This is a genomic window from Streptomyces coffeae (assembly GCF_016741875.1).
GTDB classification, from domain to species: Bacteria; Actinomycetota; Actinomycetes; order Streptomycetales; family Streptomycetaceae; genus Streptomyces; species Streptomyces coffeae.
The window spans coordinates 145,027-162,593 of sequence record NZ_JAERRF010000021.1 but is presented as its reverse complement, the minus strand read 5'-3'; the positions used below and the strand labels follow the sequence as shown (position 1 = coordinate 162,593).

Here is a 17,567-nt window from a genome sequence, read left to right as displayed (position 1 = left end):
CGAAAGCCCCCGAAGGGAACATCATTTCCCTTCGGGGGCTTTTTGTTGTCTCTGCCGTCCCGCCCCGGTGCGAGGGCGGTCCGTCCCTACCGGTAGGGTCATGAGTCATCATCGGAACGTTCTCGCAGGAGGCTCCCGGGTGGAGGTCCAGGAGACACGCGTTCAGACGGACCGTGTACTCACGATCCCGAACATCCTCAGCGCCGCGCGCCTCGTCGGCGTGCCGCTTTTCCTGTGGTTGATCCTCCGGCCCGAGTTCGGCGGGCCCAACAGCGATGGCTGGGCCCTGCTGCTACTGGCGCTCAGCGGTGTGAGCGACTATCTCGATGGCAAGTTGGCCCGTCGCTGGAATCAGATCTCCAGCCTGGGCCGGATCCTCGATCCAGCGGCCGACCGCCTCTACATTCTGTCTACGCTCGTCGGCCTCACCTGGCGCGAGATCCTGCCCATTTGGCTCACCGCGGTACTCCTCGCCCGGGAGTTGGTACTGCTTGTGATGGTGTGGATCCTCCGCCGCCACGGTTATCCGCCACCGCAGGTGAACTTCCTCGGTAAGGCGGCCACCTTCAACCTGATGTACGCGTTCCCCTTGCTCCTTCTGAGTGATGGAAGCGGCTGGCTTCACACGACCGCCGCTATTTTCGGATGGGCGTTCGCCGGATGGGGTACAACACTCTATTGGTGGGCAGGAGTCCTCTACGTGGTTCAGGTCCGCCGACTTGTCAGGGCGGACGCCGCGGCCGACTGAGCTCGCCGTAGCGGCAGCCTGTTGAGGCCGGGTGCCCGAAGCACGTTCAGGGCCATCGGGCGTGCGCGGTCGGCATGACCGTCGTCTCTTCAAGGAGGACGCTTCCGACATGAAGGCCGTCGTGATGGCGGGAGGCGAGGGAACTCGTCTGCGCCCGATGACCTCGACCATGCCCAAACCGCTGCTGCCCGTGGCGAACCGGCCCATCATGGAGCATGTGCTGCGGCTGCTGAAGCGGCATGGGCTGTCCGAGACCGTGGTGACCGTCCAGTTCCTCGCCTCTCTGGTGAAGAACTACTTCGGTGATGGCGAGGAGCTCGGCATGGAGCTCACCTACGCCAACGAGGAGAAGCCACTCGGAACCGCCGGCAGTGTCAAGAACGCGGAAGAGGCACTCAAGGACGATGCCTTTCTGGTCATCTCCGGTGATGCTCTGACTGATTTTGACCTCACCGAGCTGATCGATTTCCATAAGGAAAAGGGCGCGCTCGTCACCGTCTGCTTGACCCGCGTCCCCAATCCGCTTGAATTCGGTATCACCATCGTCGACGAGGGTGGAAAGGTCGAGCGCTTCCTGGAGAAGCCCACCTGGGGCCAGGTCTTCTCCGACACGGTCAACACCGGCATCTACGTCATGGAGCCGGAGGTCTTCGACTACGTCGAGCCCGATGTCCCCGTGGACTGGTCCGGCGATGTCTTCCCGCAGCTCATGAAGGAGGGCAAGCTCATCTGCGGCTATGTCGCCGAGGGCTACTGGGAGGACGTCGGCACCCATGAGAGCTATGTCAAGGCGCAGGCCGATGTCCTCGAGGGCAAGGTCGACGTCGAACTCGACGGCTTCGAGATCTCGCCCGGCGTCTGGGTCGCCGAAGGCGCCGAGGTCCATCCCGACGCCGTGCTCCGCGGCCCGCTCTACATCGGGGACTACGCCAAGGTCGAGGCGGACGCCGAGATCCGCGAGCACACCGTCGTGGGGTCGAACGTCGTCGTGAAGAGCGGGGCCTTCCTTCACAAGGCCGTGGTGCACGACAACGTGTATGTCGGCCAGCAGAGCAATCTGCGTGGCTGTGTCATCGGAAAGAACACCGACATCATGCGTGCCGCCCGGATCGAGGACGGCGCGGTCATCGGCGACGAATGCCTGATCGGCGAGGAGTCGATCGTCCAGGGCAATGTCCGCGTCTATCCGTTCAAGACCATCGAGGCGGGCGCGTTCGTCAACACCTCGGTCATCTGGGAGTCCCGCGGACAGGCCCATCTGTTCGGCACCCGCGGTGTCTCCGGGATCCTGAACGTGGAGATCACCCCGGAGCTCGCGGTGCGGCTCGCCGGGGCATACGCCACCACCCTCAAGAAGGGATCCACCGTCACCACGGCACGTGACCACTCCCGTGGTGCGCGCGCCCTCAAGCGGGCCGTGATCTCCGCCCTCCAGACCAGTGCCATCGATGTGCGGGACCTGGAGAACGTACCGCTGCCGGTGGCCCGTCAGCAGACCGCGCGTGGCAGTGCCGGCGGCATCATGATCCGTACCTCGCCCGGGGTGCCGGACTCGGTCGACATCATGTTCTTCGACGAACGCGGCGCCGATCTGTCCGCGGCCCGCCAGCGGAAGCTGGACCGGGTCTACGCACGTCAGGAGTACCGCCGGGCGTTCCCCGGGGAGATCGGCGACCTCAGCTTCCCGTCGAGCGTCTACGACTCGTACACCGGATCGCTGTTGCGGGCCGTGGATATCAGTGGGATCGCCGAGTCCGGGCTCAAAGTTGTTGTGGACGCCTCGAACGGAAGCGCCGGTCTGGTGCTCCCGAGCCTGCTCGGCCGGCTGGGGGTGGACGCCCTGACGATCAACCCCGGTCTCAACGAGTCGCGTCCCACGGAGACCGCGGACGCCCGCCGCTCGGGTCTGGCCCGCCTCGGGGAGATCGTCGCCTCGGCCCGCGCGGCCTTCGGGGTGCGGTTCGATCCCGTCGGCGAGCGGCTCTCGCTCGTGGACGAGCGGGGCCGCATCGTGGAGGACGACCGGGCGCTGCTGGTCATGCTGGACCTGGTGGCCGCCGAGCGGCGCAGCGGGCGGGTGGCGCTCCCGGTGACCACGACCCGTATCGCCGAGCAGGTCGCGGCGTACCACGGCACCCAGGTGGAGTGGACGACCACGGCCGCGGACGACCTCACCCGGGTCGCCCGCTCGGAGACCACCGTTTTCGGCGGTGATGGTCGCGGCGGCTTCATCATTCCCGAGTTCAGCAGTGTCTTCGACGGCTCGGCGGCCTTCGTCCGGCTGATCGGCCTGGTGGCGCGTACCCAGTTGACGTTGAGTCAGATCGACGCCAGGATTCCGCGGGCGCATGTGCAGCGCCGTGATCTGGCCACGCCATGGGCGGTCAAGGGCTTGGTGATGCGGCATGTGGTGGAGGCCGCGGGCGATCGCTCCGTGGACACCACCGACGGGGTGCGCGTCGTGGAGACCGACGGGCGCTGGGTGATGGTGCTGCCGGATCCGGCCGAGGCCGTCACCCATCTGTGGGCGGAGGGCCCGGACGACGCTTCCGCGCAAGCCCTGCTGGACGAGTGGTCCGGCGTCGTGGACAGCGCGGGGCGCTGACCCGGCGGTCGTTCCGGCGCTTTTGTGCGCGTCGGGGCGCCGCCTCCCGGCCCCGGATCCGGCACGCCGGTGGGGCCATTGGGTGACGGCGCCCCCGACGTGCGACGATGTGCGGCATGTCGCAGCAGCCCCCCGTTCGGAGCACAGAAACGCCGAGCCCACGCCCGCGTCTCGACGCGTCGATGTCGCTGCTGACCAATGTGATGGACCACAGCCTCGACGACGGTTACGCGGAGGCGGCCGCTCGGCGCGGGGAGACCGGGCGGTCGGGGCTGCCCCGGACCCTGCGCGCCAAGCTGGGGCTGGCCTTCGGCCTGGTCCTGGTGGCGGTCGTGGTGACCATCGGTGCCGCCGAAGCACGGATATCGGCGCCCACACTGGCCAAGGAGCGGGGAGAACTCATCGACCGCATCGAGCGGGGGAACTCGAACGCGGACGAGCTCGCCAAGAGCGTGGACAAGCTCCGCGGCGAGGTCGGGGAGAAGCAGCGGCAGGCGCTGGAGAAGCACGGCGGGGCCAAGGGCGATCTGGTCGCACTGCTCGCGGGGGCGACCGAGGTCACCGGGCCCGGTCTGAAGCTGGTCGTCAATGACGCCAAGCACGCCGAGAGCGGCGGCGGGGGGCCGCGGGAGAGGGCCGACTTCTCCGACACCGGGAGGGTGCGCGACCACGATATGCAACGCGTGGTCAACGGCCTGTGGGAGGCGGGGGCCGAGGCCGTCTCGATCAATGGACAGCGGCTGACCGCACTGTCGGCGATCAGGGCTGCCGGCGACGCCATACTGGTCGACAACAAGCCGCTGGGGCCGCCGTATACGGTGCTCGCGGTGGGGGACGGCCAGCGGCTGAGCACCCGCTTCCAGGACAGTGCCGACGGACAGTATCTCCACGTCCTCAAGGAGAACTACCACATCCGCACCAGCATTTCCGCCCAGGACAAGGTCCGGCTTCCGGCCGCGCCGAGTCTGATCGTACGTACCGCAGAGCCGATAGCCGGGGGCGCAGGCAAGGGTGGCGCCGAGACCGCCGACACAGGGAAGGGCACATCGTGATCGCCGTATTGGGCCTCATCGTGGGAGTCGTGGTCGGACTTGTGGTCCGACCCGTGGTGCCGACGGTGGTCGAGCCCTATCTGCCGATCGCCGTCGTCGCGGCACTCGACGCGGTCTTCGGCGGCTTCCGCGCGATGCTGGACGGGATCTTCGATGACAAGGTCTTCGTTGTCTCGTTCCTCTCCAATGTGGTGGTGGCCGCCCTGATCGTGTTCCTGGGCGACAAGCTGGGCGTCGGTGCCCAGCTGTCCACGGGGGTCGTGGTGGTGCTCGGTATCCGGATCTTCTCCAACGCCGCCGCCATCCGGCGCCATGTGTTCCGGGCGTGAGGCCGATGACGACTGACGACACCCCCGAGAAGCCGGAGCGGTCGGAGCGGCCGGAGGAGCGCGGTACGCCGGAGCGTTCCGCGCAGCCCGAGCGTCCCGGGCGTCCTGAGGCGGAGGCCGGGAAGGACGAGCGGCCGGAGCGGAACGGTAAGCCCCGGCAGCCCCACGTGCCGAAGCCGTCCCAGCGGCAGTCCGAGCAGCTGGACAGACCGGACCGGCCCGCCGGGTCCGCGGCCGGACGACCCCTTCGGCCGGAGCAGCCGCGCGGTGAGCGCGCAGCCGCCGAGTCCGGTGAAGCCCAGCGGCCTCAGCCCCGGCCTGCCGACGGAGCCAAGCCGTCCGGGGCCAAGCCGCCCGGAGCTCGGCCCTCCGGACCGCAGCGTGCCGAAGGCGGGGCCTCGGCCGCCGAGCCCGGCGGAGGGCAGCAGAAGGGTTCCCGCGACGCCGCGGGGCCCGCGCCCGAGCGCCCGGACGGTCCGGACCCGGACGGTCCGGACCGTCCGGGTCCGGACAAGGACGCGGCCGAGAAGCCGCTCACCGGCCGTCAGCGCCTGGTGAAGGGCCTGTGGCCGCCCCGGATGACCCGTGCCCAGCTGATCGTCGCCCTGCTGCTGTTCGGCCTCGGCCTCGGCCTGGCCATCCAGGTGCGCTCGACCAACGAGAACAGTGTGCTGCGCGGTGCCCGTCAGGAGGACCTGGTACGGATCCTCGACGAGCTGGACGACCGCACCCAGCGGCTCCAGGACGAGAAGCGCCGTCTGGAGGGCCAGCGGACCGAGCTGGAGAACAGCTCGGACCAGGCCGAGGAGGCCCGTAAGCAGACGCTCCAGAAGGAGCAGCAGCTCGGGGTGCTCGCCGGTACGGTCGGGGCGCAGGGGCCCGGTATCACGATGAAGATCAGCGACTCGCGGGGCGCCGTGGAGGCCGACATGCTGCTGGACACGGTCCAGGAGCTGCGGGCGGCGGGCGCCGAGGCGATCCAGATCGGCAAGGTGCGGGTGGTCGCCAACACCTACTTCGCCGACACCGGCGGAGGGGTCGAGATCGACGGACACAGGGTGACGCGCCCGTACGTCGTCAAGGTGATCGGCAAGCCGGAGGATCTGGAGCCGGCGCTCAACATTCCGGGCGGTGTGGTGCAGAGTCTGGAGAAGGAGCAGGCCACTGTGTCCATCGTGCGGGAGAAGAAGATCGTTGTGGATGCCTTGCGGTCCACGAAGCGGCCTGACTACGCTCGGTCGTCATCACGGTGAGGCGGTTCGAAATGAGGGTCCCTCCGGGAGACCATGTGGACGCGGGGGGTCAACGCACCGTAAGAGTCCCGCGTGATGGAAACTGTCTGGTGGTCTCGGACGTTGTCAGGATGTCCGGACCGTCTGGTGTGTGCATCGAGGGTTTGTCCTGCCCCACGGGCGGGTCTGTTTCAGTCAAGGGGAATCGCCCGTGAAGTTGTTCGGGAAGTTGTTCGGGAAGAGTGCACGCCAGGACGGCGGCGGCAGCACCGCTCGCCACCGCGCCCCGCGTGCCGCGGAAGAGAGTGGAGGGGGGAGCGAGGAGCGCCCGCTGTTCCGGGATCAGGTCGGTGGTGCGCCGGGTGGCGACATTTCGGGTGGTCGGGGCGCGTCTTCTGTTGACCCCTCGGCGGCCGGACGCATAGGTTTCGAAGAACCATCGACCTCGAGTGGTGGAGGGTTCGGCTTGCCTGTTTGTACGAGGTGCGGGCATCGGAACGCCGAGGCCAGCCGGTTCTGCTCGAACTGCGGCGCGCCGCTGCGGGGCGGTGCGCCCTCCGAGCGCGCCTCCGAGACCACCTCTACCATCTCGATCTCCGGCCTCGAGGCGTATGACTCGGAGGTCACCGGGCAGACGCAGCTGCCCTCGCTCAGCCCCGAGGCCCAGGCCGCCGTCGAGGCGCTGCCCCTGGGATCGGCGCTGCTGGTGGTCCGCCGCGGGCCCAACTCCGGCAGCCGGTTCCTGCTGGACAGCGATGTGACCACGGCCGGCCGTCACCCGCAGAGCGACATCTTCCTGGATGACGTCACGGTCTCCCGCCGCCATGTGGAGTTCCGGCGCGGCCAGGACGGCAGCTTCACCGTCGTGGATGTCGGCAGCCTCAACGGGACCTATGTCAACCGCGAGCAGATCGATGCGCCGGTGGTCCTGGCCAGCGGCGACGAGGTGCAGATCGGGAAGTACCGGCTGGTCTTCTACCCGAGCCAGCGGGGCGTCGGCATCTGACCCGTCAGGGGAGGTCCATGCTTCAGACACCGTCGGGCGGTGCCGACACCGGCACCGCCCCCGCGGGCGGCCGGACGATGAGCATCGGCACCGTGCTGAATCTGCTGCGTGGGGAGTTCCCCGAGGTCACCCTCTCCAAGATCCGCTTCTTGGAGGCGGAGGGGTTGGTGGAGCCGCGGCGCACCCCGTCCGGCTACCGCAAATTCAGCCAGGGGGATGTCGAGCGGCTGGCTCTGATCCTCCGGATGCAGCGGGACCACTATCTGCCGCTCAAGGTCATCCGGGAGCATCTGGAAGCCCTGGAGCGCGGTGAGCGGCCGCAGCTGCCCGGCCCGCAGGGGGAGCGGCAGCGTGAGCTGCTGGACCCCACCGCCGAGGCCCCCCAGGACGGCCCCACGGCCGCCCGGGTGGGCCGTGCCGAGCTGCTGGCGGCGGCCGAGGTCAGCGAGGCGGAGCTGGCCGAGTGGGAGTCGTACGGCCTGATCGCGGCGGCCGGGGACGGCGGATACGACAGCGAGGCGGTCACCGTGGCCCGGCTCATCGCCGAGCTGGGGCGTTTCGGTCTGGAGCCACGTCATCTGCGGATCATGAAAGCGTCCGCCGAGCGGGAGGCCGGGCTGGTCGAGCAGGTGGTCGCGCCGCTGCGGTTGCATCGAAATCCGCAGACCAGGGCCCATGCGGAGGCCAGTGCGCGGGAGCTGGCCACCCTCTCCGTACGGCTTCACGCCGCCCTGGTGCAGACCGCTCTGCGGGCCCAGGCGCACTGAGCGGCCGGGCCCCGACTATCCAAACCGGCCGCGCACGTCCTAGGGTTGCTGTGTGAACGAGCTCGACGTCGTGGGTGTCCGGGTGGAAATGCCCTCCAACCAACCGATCGTGCTCCTGCGTGAGGTGGGAGGCGACCGCTACCTCCCGATCTGGATCGGACCAGGGGAGGCGACGGCGATTGCCTTCGCCCAGCAGGGCATGGCACCGGCGCGCCCGCTGACCCACGACCTCTTCAAGGACGTGCTGGAGGCGGTCGGCCAGCAGCTCACCGAGGTCCGGATCACGGATCTGCGCGAGGGGGTCTTCTACGCGGAGCTGGTGTTCGCCAGCGGTGTCGAGGTCAGCGCACGGCCCTCCGACGCCATAGCGCTCGCCCTGCGGACCGGGACGCCGATCTACGGCAGCGACGGCGTGCTGGACGACGCCGGAATCGCGATCCCGGACGAGCAGGAGGACGAGGTGGAGAAGTTCCGCGAATTCCTCGACCAGATCTCGCCCGAGGACTTCGGCACCAGCAGCCAGTGATCAGTGGCCGGTAACCAACGGCCGGTAGCGGTCGTTGGTGAAGTCTGCCCGTCCTCGCTAGAGCATTCGAGTAGCCTTTCCCGGAAGAGGGACACGGGAAACCACCCTTAGGGTGATTATCACTCGGCGTGGCGAGTGTGGCGATCGTTGACGCACCCCGGGTGACTGCCTACCTTCAAGATGGCAGGTCGAGGACGGAGGTCGGCGTGAGAAGCACCGGCGACGGCACGGCAGCCGGCGGTCCGTTTGCGCTCCAGGGGGGCGCACCGGCCGAACCGGCACTCAAGGCTCGGGTCACGGCACAGATCGCGCCGCCGGGCGCGGAGCCCGCCGCGGGGGGGACGGAGCGGATCGGATACCGCGGACCGACCGCGTGCGCGGCCGCGGGCATCACCTACCGCCAGTTGGACTACTGGGCCCGTACCGGTCTGGTGGAGCCCAGCGTACGGCCCGCCTACGGCTCGGGGAGCCAGCGGCTGTACAGCTTCCGGGACGTTGTCGTCCTGAAGATCGTCAAGCGACTGCTGGACACCGGTGTGTCCTTGCAGAACATCCGGGCCGCCGTCCAGCATCTGCGCACCCGCGGGCTGGACGACCTCGCCCAGATGACCCTGATGAGTGACGGCGCCACCGTCTACGAATGCACCTCGCCGGATGAGGTCGTCGACCTCCTCCAGGGCGGCCAGGGCGTTTTCGGGATCGCCGTGGGCGTGGTGTGGCGGGATGTCGAGAGCGCGCTGTCCCAGCTGCACGGAGAGCGGGTGGACACCGGCGAGACGATGGTCGGCCACAACCCCGCCGACGAGCTCGCCCGGCGCCGCAACAGGGCGGGCTGATCGCCCGGGGTCCCTTCACCGCGGGGTGTGCTCGCTCGGTCCTACCGGCGACAGGGGCTTTGGCGCCCCGGAGGCGAACCGAGCCGTAAGGAATTGTCAGTGGCGTGCGGCAGCATCGGTAGATGTGAGGGCTGCGCCGACGATTCTGCATCTGGACATGGACGCCTTCTTCGCCGCGGCGGAGCAGGCGGCCAAGCCCAGCCTGCGCGGCAAGCCGGTGATCGTGGGCGGCCTCGGCCCGCGGGGCGTGGTCGCCACCGCGTCCTACGAGGCGCGGGTGTTCGGGGTGCATTCGGCCATGGCGATGGCGCAGGCCCGTCGGCTGTGTCCGAACGCCGCGTATCTCACCCCCCGCTTCGCCTTGTACCGCCGGGTGAGCGAAGCGGTGATGGCGCTGCTGCACACCCTGTCGCCGCTGGTGGAGCCGCTCAGTCTGGACGAGGCGTTCGTGGACCTGGAGGCGGGCGGCACCGAGCCCACCGTCGGTGCGGCGCGGGCGGTGGGGGAGCGCCTACGGGCCGATATCCGGGCGGTGACCGGGCTGACCGGCTCGGTGGGTCTGGCCGGGTCCAAGATGCTCGCCAAGATCGCCTCGGAGCAGGCCAAGCCCGACGGTCTGGTGGTCATCGAGCCCGGTACGGAGCGGGAGCTGCTCGGTCCGATGCCGGTGCGCACGCTCCCGGGTGTCGGCCCGGCCACCGCAGAGGCGCTGCGCCGCGCCGGGATCCACACCGTGGCGGAGACCCGGGAGGCGGGTGAGGCGGAGCTGGTGCGGCTGCTGGGCCGGGCCCATGGGGCGTCGCTGTATCTGATGTCCTGCGGGCGGGACGAGCGTCCGGTGGTCGCCGAGCGTGACACCAAATCCGTGTCGGTGGAGGACACCTTCGACGTCGATCTGACCGACCGCACCCGGGTGCAGCTGGAGGTCGCGCGGCTCGCCGACCGCTGTGTGCGGCGGCTGCGCGCGGCGGGCCACTCGGGGCGCACGATCGTGCTCAAGGTCCGGCGGTACGACTTCTCGACGATGACCCGCTCGGAGACCCTGCGGGGGCCCACGGACGACCCCGCGGTGGTGCGGGAGGCGGCGGCCCGGCTGCTGGAGAGCGTGGACACCACGGCGGGTGTACGGCTGCTGGGAGTGGGTGTGAGCGGCCTGGCGGACTTCACCCAGGAGGATCTGTTCGCTCAGGCCGCGCAGGCCGCTCACGAGGCGCTGGAGGACGCGGAGGCGGCGCCGGGCGGTGAGGGACCCGAGACCGCGGGGCCGGGCCCGGAGGAGGCGGCCGAGCACACCGGGGCACCGCGGCGCTGGCTGCCGGGGGTGGATGTGCGGCACAGCGAGTTCGGCGCGGGCTGGGTGCAGGGCAGCGGGGTGGGCCGGGTGACGGTGCGTTTTGAGACACCCTGGTCGGAGCCGGGCCGGGTGCGTACGTTCGCCGTGGACGACCCCGCGCTGGAGCCGGGTGAGCCGCTGCCGCTGCTGGCGCCCGCGGAGGAGCCGGAGCCGGGTCCCGGCCCGCACGACGGTCCTGGCGCCGCCACGGCCCCGGGCCAGGGCTCCGGCCAGGGTCAGCCGGTGACGTCCAGTCCGTAGTGGTGGTAGAGCTGGAGCTCCTGCTCGGGCGAGAGATGGCGGCCGACCCCGAAGTCCGGGGCGTCCTTGATCAGTGCCCGGTCGTAGGGCACCCGGAGGGTGTCGTCGACGACCTCGCTCGGTTCCAGGGGTACGAACACATCCCGGCTGAACAGTCCGGTGCGTACCGCCGCCCACTCGGGTTCGCCGGTCGCGTCGTCGAGATAGACCTCGTCCACGGTGCCGATCTTGGCGCCCTCGCGGTCGAATGCCTTGCGGCCGATCAGGGTCCGCGGGTCGATATCGGTCTGCACGCTCTCTCCCACAGGTGGCAATTGTCCAGTGATAACTACAAAAAGCCACATCGCCGCGCGCGGCCACTCGAGCGGTCGGCGCCCCCACCATGCGACAGATGCGCTGGTACGCTGGCTATGGCTGTAGACCCCGTGCGGGAGAGTTCTCCGTCGATTTCTGTCGGAGGCGCCGAAGGAGCAAATCCTCCCCGGAATCTCTCAGGCACACGTACCGTGCGGGTGAGGTCACTCTGGAAAGCAGGGTGGGCCGCGGGCGGGCGTCGCTCCGAACCCCTCCTCACCGACGGTGAAAGCCGGTCGTACGCGGGCCGGTGAAGCTCTCAGGTTGATGACAGAGGGGGAGGCCGTCCGGGCACCCGCGCCGTGGTGCCCCTCGTCGGTCGTGCAGACCAGGAGGCCCCCGCAGATGACCGCCAACCACATCTCGCTCTCCGAACTGGAGCGCGGTACGCCGTTCGAGCAGCGCCACATCGGTCCCGACAGCGAGGCACAGGCCAAGATGCTCGCGCAGGTCGGGTTCGGCTCGCTCGACGAACTGACCGAGACAGCCGTACCGGACGTCATCAAGAGCACCGAGGCGCTGGACCTGCCCCCGGCCCGCAGCGAGGCGGAGGTCCTCGCCGAACTGCGCGGCCTCGCCGACCGCAACCAGGTGCTGCCGTCCATGATCGGCCTGGGCTACTACGGCACCTTCACCCCGCCGGTGATCCTGCGCAATGTGATGGAGAACCCGGCCTGGTACACCGCCTACACGCCGTACCAGCCGGAGATCTCCCAGGGCCGTCTGGAGGCCCTGCTCAACTTCCAGACCGTCGTCTCCGACCTGACCGGGCTGCCCACCGCCGGTTCCTCGCTGCTCGACGAGAGCACCGCCGCAGCCGAGGCGATGGCGCTCTCCCGCCGCGTCGGCAAGGTCAAGGACGGCGTCTTCCTGATCGACGCCGACTGTCTGCCGCAGACCGTCGCGGTCATCCAGACCCGGGCCGAGCCCACCGGCGTCGAGATCGTCGTCGCCGATCTGTCCCAGGGCATCCCGGATGAGATCGCCGAGCGCGGTGTCTTCGGTGTGCTGCTCCAGTACCCGGGCGCCTCCGGTGAGGTACGCGACCCCCGTCCGGTCATCGAGCGGGCGCATGAACTCGGCGCGATCGTCACCGTCGCCACCGATCTGCTCGCGCTCACCCTGCTCACCTCGCCCGGTGAGCTGGGCGCGGACATCGCGGTCGGCAGCAGCCAGCGCTTCGGTGTGCCGATGGGCTTCGGCGGCCCGCACGCCGGATTCATGGCCGTCCGGGACACCTTCGCCCGCAGCCTGCCGGGCCGGCTCGTGGGCGTCTCGGTCGACGCCGACGGCGACAAGGCATACCGGCTGGCCCTCCAGACGCGTGAGCAGCACATCCGCCGGGAGAAGGCCACCAGCAACATCTGCACCGCCCAGGTCCTGCTGGCCGTGATGGCCGGGATGTACGCCGTCTACCACGGCCCGGACGGGCTCGCGGCCATCGCCCGCCGTACCCACCGCTACGCCACCGTCCTCGCCGAGGGGCTGCGGGCGGGCGGTGTCGAGCTCGTGCACGGCGCCTACTTCGACACCCTCACCGCGCGGGTGCCCGGCCGCGCCGCCGATGTGGTCGCCGCCGCCCGCGAGGCCGGGGTCAATCTGCGGCTGACCGACGCCGACCACGTCGGCATCGCCTGTGACGAGACCACCGGGCGTGCCCAGCTCGCCGCCGTCTGGTCCGCCTTCGGCGTCGACGGCGGCAGCGGCGAGGGCACCGCGATCCCCACGGTCGACGAACTGGACGCCGCCGCGGGCGAGGCGCTGCCCCAGGAACTGCTGCGCGACGACACCTATCTGACCCACCCGGTCTTCCACCAGCACCGCTCCGAGACCGCGATGCTGCGCTATCTGCGCCGGCTGTCCGACCGGGACTACGCCCTGGACCGGGGCATGATCCCGCTCGGCTCCTGCACCATGAAGCTCAACGCCACGACCGAGATGGAGCCGGTCACCTGGCCCGAGTTTGGTGCTCTGCACCCGTTCGCGCCCGCCGAGCAGGCCCACGGCTATCTGACGCTCATCCGCGAGCTGGAGGAGCGGCTGGCCGCCGTCACCGGCTACGACAAGGTCTCCCTCCAGCCCAACGCCGGTTCGCAGGGCGAGCTGTCCGGGCTGCTGGCGGTACGCGCCTACCACCGGGCCAACGGCGACACCCAGCGCACCGTCTGCCTGATCCCGTCCTCCGCACACGGCACCAACGCGGCCAGCGCCGTGATGGCGGGCATGAAGGTCGTCGTGGTGAAGACCGGCGAGGACGGCGAGGTGGACACCGACGACCTGCGCGCCAAGATCGAGCGGTACGGCGACCAGCTGTCCGTCCTGATGGTCACCTACCCCTCCACCCACGGGGTGTTCGAGGAGCACATCACCGAGATCTGCGCCGCCGTGCACGACGCGGGCGGCCAGGTCTACGTGGACGGCGCGAACCTCAACGCGCTGGTCGGGCTCGCCGAGCCGGGCCGGTTCGGCGGCGATGTCTCCCACCTCAACCTGCACAAGACCTTCTGCATCCCGCACGGCGGCGGCGGACCGGGCGTCGGCCCGGTCGCGGTGCGCGAGCACCTGGCCCCCTACCTCCCCAACCACCCGTTGCAGCCCGCCGCGGGCCCGGCCACCGGCGTCGGCCCGGTCTCGGCCGCGCCGTGGGGCTCCGCGGGCATCCTGCCGATCTCCTGGGCGTACGTCCGGCTGATGGGCGCCGAGGGGCTGCGCCGCGCCACCCAGGTCGCGGTGCTGGGCGCCAACTACATCGCCAAGCGCCTGGAGCCGCACTACCCGGTGCTCTACACCGGCCCCGGCGGTCTGGTGGCCCACGAGTGCATCGTCGATCTGCGCCCGCTCACCAAGGCGACCGGGGTGACCGTCGACGACGTGGCCAAGCGGCTGATCGACTACGGCTTCCACGCGCCGACGATGTCGTTCCCGGTGGCCGGGACGCTGATGATCGAGCCGACGGAGAGCGAGGACCTGGCGGAGCTGGACCGCTTCTGCGAGGCGATGATCGCGATCCGCGCGGAGATCGAGAAGGTCGCCTCGGGCGCATGGGCCAAGGAGGACAACCCGCTGCGGAACGCACCGCACACCGCGGCCTCGCTCGGCGGGGAGTGGGACCACGCGTACACCCGGGAGGAAGCGGTCTTCCCGGCCGGGGTCTCGGCGGCCGACAAGTACTGGCCGCCGGTGCGGCGGATCGACGGGGCGTACGGGGACCGCAACCTCGTCTGCTCCTGCCCGCCGCTGGAGTCCTACGAGGGCTAGACAGCGGGCTGGACATGCGAACGGGGTGCCATCAGGCACCCCGGGATGTGGGGCCGGTTCGGCGAAGGCGCCGGGCCGGCCCCGGTCTGTCTCCGCCGCTCCGGCCGCGGGGGCCCGAACGGCGGTGGTACGACGCCTAGGCGGCGGTCACGATGTGCTCGGAACCCCGCGGTCGGCACGGGGCGATGACCCGCCCGTCCGGCAGCAGCTCACCGGTGTCCTCGAAGAGCAGGACGCCGTTGCACAGCAGGCTCCAGCCCTGCTCGGGGTGGTGCGCCACGAGATGGGCGGCCTCCCGGTCGGCGGAGTCGGCTGACGGGCAAGGTGGTTGATGCTGGCACATGGCAGGGATCTTTCGCTGCGGTGTGGTGAAGGTGCTGCGGTTCTTCGCGGCGTTCATGGCCGCCCCCCGTGGTGAGTTGGTCGGTTGCTCCCAGTGTTGCCCTACGGGCGGGATTCCGCAGGGATTTCGCGGTACCGGTCTCGCTAGATAATGACGCATCACCCGTCCGGACGGTTCATCGCGGCGGGACTGTTACCAGGACGCAGCGGAGCGCCCTGTGACCTGGTGGTCACAGGGCGCTCCGCTCCTGGTGAAGGCGCTGGTCAGGCGGGTGAGCCCAAGAGTGGTGCCGGGGTCAGCCGCAGGGTGAGCACCGGCAGCAGATCCGCCGCGCGGTGCGCCCGGTGGGCCGCGATCCCGGGCGGGGCCGGGGCCAGTGGCACCAGCAGATCGCCCGCGCCCAGACGGCCGTCGGCCGCGTCCGCCGCGGGGTTCTCGTGCAGCCACAGCGTGACCATGTACATCTCCGGGATCGACAGCAGCCGCGGCTGGTACGCCGCGGGCAGCGACTGCGCCTCGCGCAGGGCCAGTTCGGCCGACGCGACGTACGGCCCCTCGGAGAAGTGTGAGAACGCCCAGCCGTCGGCGGTGAGCCGCGCCTCCGCGGCGGCCACCGTACGGCCCTCGTCGCGGAGTACGAAGCGCCATCCGTGGAGCCGGGTCCGCGGCGATCCGGTGGGTGTGTTGATGGCGTCCAGGACATGGACGGGCAGCGGGAGTTCGGGTTCGAAGGGGCCCGTGAGGGCGGTGAGTCCCGGGGTGCGGACCTCATGGACGGCGGTGGGGGAACCGAGGGCCGTGAGGACGCTGCGCAGGGCGGGCGCGGGAGCCGGGGGCGCGTGCAGCGGCATGGTGGGTGGCCTCTCACTCAGGAGACACGGTGAAGCGGCAGCAAAGCCATGGGTCGACAACGCTGTCGGTGTGCGAGGGTCATACGCGGGTCAGAGGGGGCCGGGACAATCTGTCCGGGCGTTATCTCTCCGCCTCGTTAACCGAGTTTATACGCACTGTGTTCCCGGCATGTTTCCGCTAGCTGTGCGCGGTATTGCCGACAAGAGGTATTCAGGACCGCGCAGGCGTGGGGATTTTCCCCGATTCTGTGCCAGATGCACGGATATGACCTGGCTTTTTGTCGTCATCGCGGTAGGCTGGATCTCGCCGGTGCATTTCCCCGGCCCATTGCGCCGTAGTTGAGAGCGTACCGGCTGGGCGGTCCGCACGGGGCGTTATCGATCACATTGGTGGGCATCATCGAGCGTGGTGTACGCGGCTGACGCCGGTGATCCACTCGAGGAAGGACGCTTCGATGGGGGAGAAGGTCGTAGCCGGTGAGTTCGACCCGTCCGGTCGGCAGCGGCAGCGCGGTCGGCTCCGGCAGTGCCTGGACGGGCTCGGCCGGCTCCTGGCGGAGAAGCGATTCGACCGCCCGCGGAATCTCATGGGGCTGGAGATCGAACTCAATCTCGCCGGTGCCGACGGGATGCCCAGGATGATGAACGCGGAGGTTCTGGAACGCATCGCGAGCCATGATTTCCAGACCGAACTCGGGCAGTGCAATCTTGAAGTGAACATCGTGCCGCACCGTTTGCACGGACGTGTTCTCGACCAGCTCTCCGAGGAGCTTCGAACCGGGTTGTCATATGCCGACCGCAAGGCGCGGGAAGTGTCCTCCGAGATCGTGATGATCGGAATTCTCCCGACCCTTGCCGCCCGCGACCTGGGATCGGCGAACCTCTCCTACGACGACCGCTACAAACTCCTCAACGAACAGATGCTGGCCGCCCGTGGCGAGGATTTCCTCATCGACATCGAGGGCCAGGAGCGCTTCACCTACGCCAGCGCCACGATCGCCCCCGAGGCCGCCTGCACCTCCGTACAGCTCCATCTCCAGGTCACCCCGGGGCGGTTCGCGGCGGTGTGGAACGCGGCGCAGGCGGTGGCCGCCGTGCAGATCGCGGTGGGCGCCAACTCCCCCTTCGTCTTCGGGCGGGAGGCGTGGCGGGAGTCCAGGCCGCCGCTGTTCCTCCAGGCCACCGATGTCCGTCCGCCGGAGTACGCCGCCCAGGGCGTCCGGCCGCGCACCTGGTTCGGCGAGCGCTGGATCAGCGACGCCTATGAGCTGTTCGAGGAGAATCTGCGCTACTTCCCCCCGCTGCTGTCGGCCGGTCAGGACGAGGACCCGCTGCGGGTGCTGGAGGACGGGGGTGTGCCCGCCTTCCATGAACTGGTGCTGCACAACGGCACGATCTACCGCTGGAACCGGCCCGTCTACGACGTCGCGGGCGGGGTGCCGCATCTGCGGGTGGAGAACCGGGTGCTGCCCGCGGGCCCCACCGTCACCGATGTCATCGCCAACGCGGCCTTCTACTACGGACTGGTCCGGGCGCTGGCGGAGGAGCCCCGCCCGGTGTGGTCCCGGCTGCCGTTCACCGCCGCCGCGAACAACTTCGACGCGGCCTGCCGCCATGGCATCGACGCGGTCCTCCAGTGGCCCAGGACCGGCCGCTCGACCTCCCTGGTGCGTACGCCCGCCGTCCGGCTGGTGCGCGAGGAACTGCTGCCGCTGGCCGCGGCCGGGCTGGACGGCTGGGGGGTCGAGCCCGCCGACCGCGACCGCTATCTCGGCGTGATCGAGGAGCGCTGCAAGCTGCGGACCAACGGGGCGTCCTGGCAGGCCGCGACCTATCACCGGGCGCTGGGCAGCGGGCTGGGGCGGGACGCGGCGCTGGCCGCCATGACCCGCCGCTACTGTGCCCTGATGCGCACCGACGCACCGGTGCACACCTGGCCGACCGACCTCTCCGGCTGATCCCGGGCCCGCCGCACGGCCACCCCGGCGACCACGTATTGTCCGGTCGGGAAGGGCCTTGAGGGGCCGGAGCGAGCCAGAGTGACCGGAGTCGTCCAGGTCGCCGGA

General features: G+C 69.9%; 15 protein-coding genes and 1 riboswitch. Of the genes, 12 read left to right on the top strand and 3 right to left on the bottom strand.

Going from position 1 to position 17,567, the window contains the following annotated elements:
• The first annotated feature begins 139 nt into the window (after window positions 1–139).
• The 10 genes from clsA to JK363_RS29500 all read left to right on the top strand — a co-directional run bounded on the left by clsA (window position 140) and on the right by JK363_RS29500 (window position 10,695).
• Window positions 140–748 (top strand): cardiolipin synthase ClsA, encoded by a 609-nt coding sequence (gene clsA, locus JK363_RS29545; RefSeq protein ID WP_201879524.1) that lies wholly within the window; start codon window positions 140–142, stop codon window positions 746–748.
• A 109-nt stretch (window positions 749–857) separates the two neighbouring features.
• A complete protein-coding gene (locus JK363_RS29540; RefSeq protein ID WP_201879522.1) occupies window positions 858–3,353 on the top strand; it encodes a mannose-1-phosphate guanyltransferase in 2,496 nt (831 codons plus the stop codon).
• A gap of 116 nt (window positions 3,354–3,469) precedes the next feature.
• Window positions 3,470–4,405 carry a DUF881 domain-containing protein gene (locus JK363_RS29535; RefSeq protein WP_236076198.1) on the top strand — a complete coding sequence of 312 codons (936 nt, stop codon included), beginning with the start codon at window positions 3,470–3,472 and terminating at the stop codon, window positions 4,403–4,405.
• Window positions 4,402–4,734 carry a small basic family protein gene (locus tag JK363_RS29530; RefSeq protein ID WP_014058688.1) on the top strand — a complete coding sequence of 111 codons (333 nt, stop codon included), beginning with the start codon at window positions 4,402–4,404 and terminating at the stop codon, window positions 4,732–4,734. The genes JK363_RS29535 and JK363_RS29530 overlap by 4 nt, the downstream gene beginning before the upstream one ends.
• Window positions 4,735–4,934: 200 nt before the next feature.
• Window positions 4,935–5,987: a DUF881 domain-containing protein gene (locus JK363_RS29525; RefSeq protein ID WP_201879537.1), complete on the top strand. Its 1,053-nt coding sequence runs from the start codon at window positions 4,935–4,937 to the stop codon at window positions 5,985–5,987.
• A 130-nt stretch (window positions 5,988–6,117) separates the two neighbouring features.
• A complete protein-coding gene (locus JK363_RS29520) occupies window positions 6,118–6,972 on the top strand; it encodes an FHA domain-containing protein (protein WP_372444871.1) in 855 nt (284 codons plus the stop codon).
• A gap of 17 nt (window positions 6,973–6,989) precedes the next feature.
• Window positions 6,990–7,739, top strand: a complete 750-nt coding sequence (gene ftsR, locus JK363_RS29515) for a transcriptional regulator FtsR (RefSeq protein WP_201879518.1) — start codon at window positions 6,990–6,992, stop codon at window positions 7,737–7,739.
• A gap of 52 nt (window positions 7,740–7,791) precedes the next feature.
• Window positions 7,792–8,265, top strand: a complete 474-nt coding sequence (locus tag JK363_RS29510) for a bifunctional nuclease family protein (RefSeq protein ID WP_014058684.1) — start codon at window positions 7,792–7,794, stop codon at window positions 8,263–8,265.
• Window positions 8,266–8,471: 206 nt separating this feature from the next.
• Window positions 8,472–9,101, top strand: coding sequence for a MerR family transcriptional regulator (locus tag JK363_RS29505; protein WP_201879516.1), 630 nt, complete (start codon window positions 8,472–8,474; stop codon window positions 9,099–9,101).
• A 124-nt stretch (window positions 9,102–9,225) separates the two neighbouring features.
• Complete coding sequence (locus JK363_RS29500; RefSeq protein WP_201879514.1) at window positions 9,226–10,695, top strand: DNA polymerase IV; 1,470 nt, start codon at window positions 9,226–9,228, stop codon at window positions 10,693–10,695.
• On the opposite strand, the gene JK363_RS29495 is transcribed toward JK363_RS29500, so the two are convergent.
• The gene (locus JK363_RS29495; protein WP_201879533.1) at window positions 10,671–10,988 is read right to left on the bottom strand and encodes a PRC-barrel domain-containing protein; all 318 of its coding nucleotides are present in this window, start codon (window positions 10,986–10,988) and stop codon (window positions 10,671–10,673) included. The genes JK363_RS29500 and JK363_RS29495 overlap by 25 nt on opposite strands.
• A gap of 125 nt (window positions 10,989–11,113) precedes the next feature.
• A riboswitch (glycine riboswitch) is annotated at window positions 11,114–11,212 on the top strand.
• Between the two features lie 182 nt (window positions 11,213–11,394).
• Between JK363_RS29495 and gcvP the strand changes: the two genes are divergently transcribed.
• Window positions 11,395–14,307: an aminomethyl-transferring glycine dehydrogenase gene (gcvP, locus tag JK363_RS29490; RefSeq protein ID WP_201879512.1), complete on the top strand. Its 2,913-nt coding sequence runs from the start codon at window positions 11,395–11,397 to the stop codon at window positions 14,305–14,307.
• A 136-nt stretch (window positions 14,308–14,443) separates the two neighbouring features.
• Here gcvP and JK363_RS29485 read toward each other — a convergent pair whose 3' ends face one another.
• On the bottom strand, window positions 14,444–14,650 hold the full coding sequence (locus JK363_RS29485; protein WP_043236576.1) for a DUF5999 family protein: 207 nt from the start codon (window positions 14,648–14,650) through the stop codon (window positions 14,444–14,446).
• Window positions 14,651–14,913: 263 nt separating this feature from the next.
• Window positions 14,914–15,501, bottom strand: coding sequence for a hypothetical protein (locus tag JK363_RS29480; protein ID WP_201879510.1), 588 nt, complete (start codon window positions 15,499–15,501; stop codon window positions 14,914–14,916).
• A gap of 455 nt (window positions 15,502–15,956) precedes the next feature.
• On the opposite strand from JK363_RS29480, the gene JK363_RS29475 reads away from it, so the two are divergent.
• Window positions 15,957–17,459, top strand: coding sequence for a glutamate-cysteine ligase family protein (locus JK363_RS29475; RefSeq protein WP_201879508.1), 1,503 nt, complete (start codon window positions 15,957–15,959; stop codon window positions 17,457–17,459).
• The last annotated feature ends 108 nt before the right edge of the window (window positions 17,460–17,567 follow it).

Bases quoted from the DNA above. Each gene is read 5' to 3' on its own strand.
- JK363_RS29540 (WP_201879522.1), top strand. From the start codon at position 858: ATGAAGGCCGTCGTGATGGCGGGAGGCGAGGGAACTCGTCTGCGCCCG.
- JK363_RS29535 (WP_236076198.1), top strand. From the start codon at position 3,470: ATGTCGCAGCAGCCCCCCGTTCGGAGCACAGAAACGCCGAGCCCACGC.
- ftsR (WP_201879518.1), top strand. From the start codon at position 6,990: ATGCTTCAGACACCGTCGGGCGGTGCCGACACCGGCACCGCCCCCGCG.
- gcvP (WP_201879512.1), top strand. From the start codon at position 11,395: ATGACCGCCAACCACATCTCGCTCTCCGAACTGGAGCGCGGTACGCCG.
- JK363_RS29485 (WP_043236576.1), bottom strand. From the start codon at position 14,650: ATGTGCCAGCATCAACCACCTTGCCCGTCAGCCGACTCCGCCGACCGG.
- JK363_RS29480 (WP_201879510.1), bottom strand. From the start codon at position 15,501: ATGCCGCTGCACGCGCCCCCGGCTCCCGCGCCCGCCCTGCGCAGCGTC.
- JK363_RS29475 (WP_201879508.1), top strand. From the start codon at position 15,957: ATGGGGGAGAAGGTCGTAGCCGGTGAGTTCGACCCGTCCGGTCGGCAG.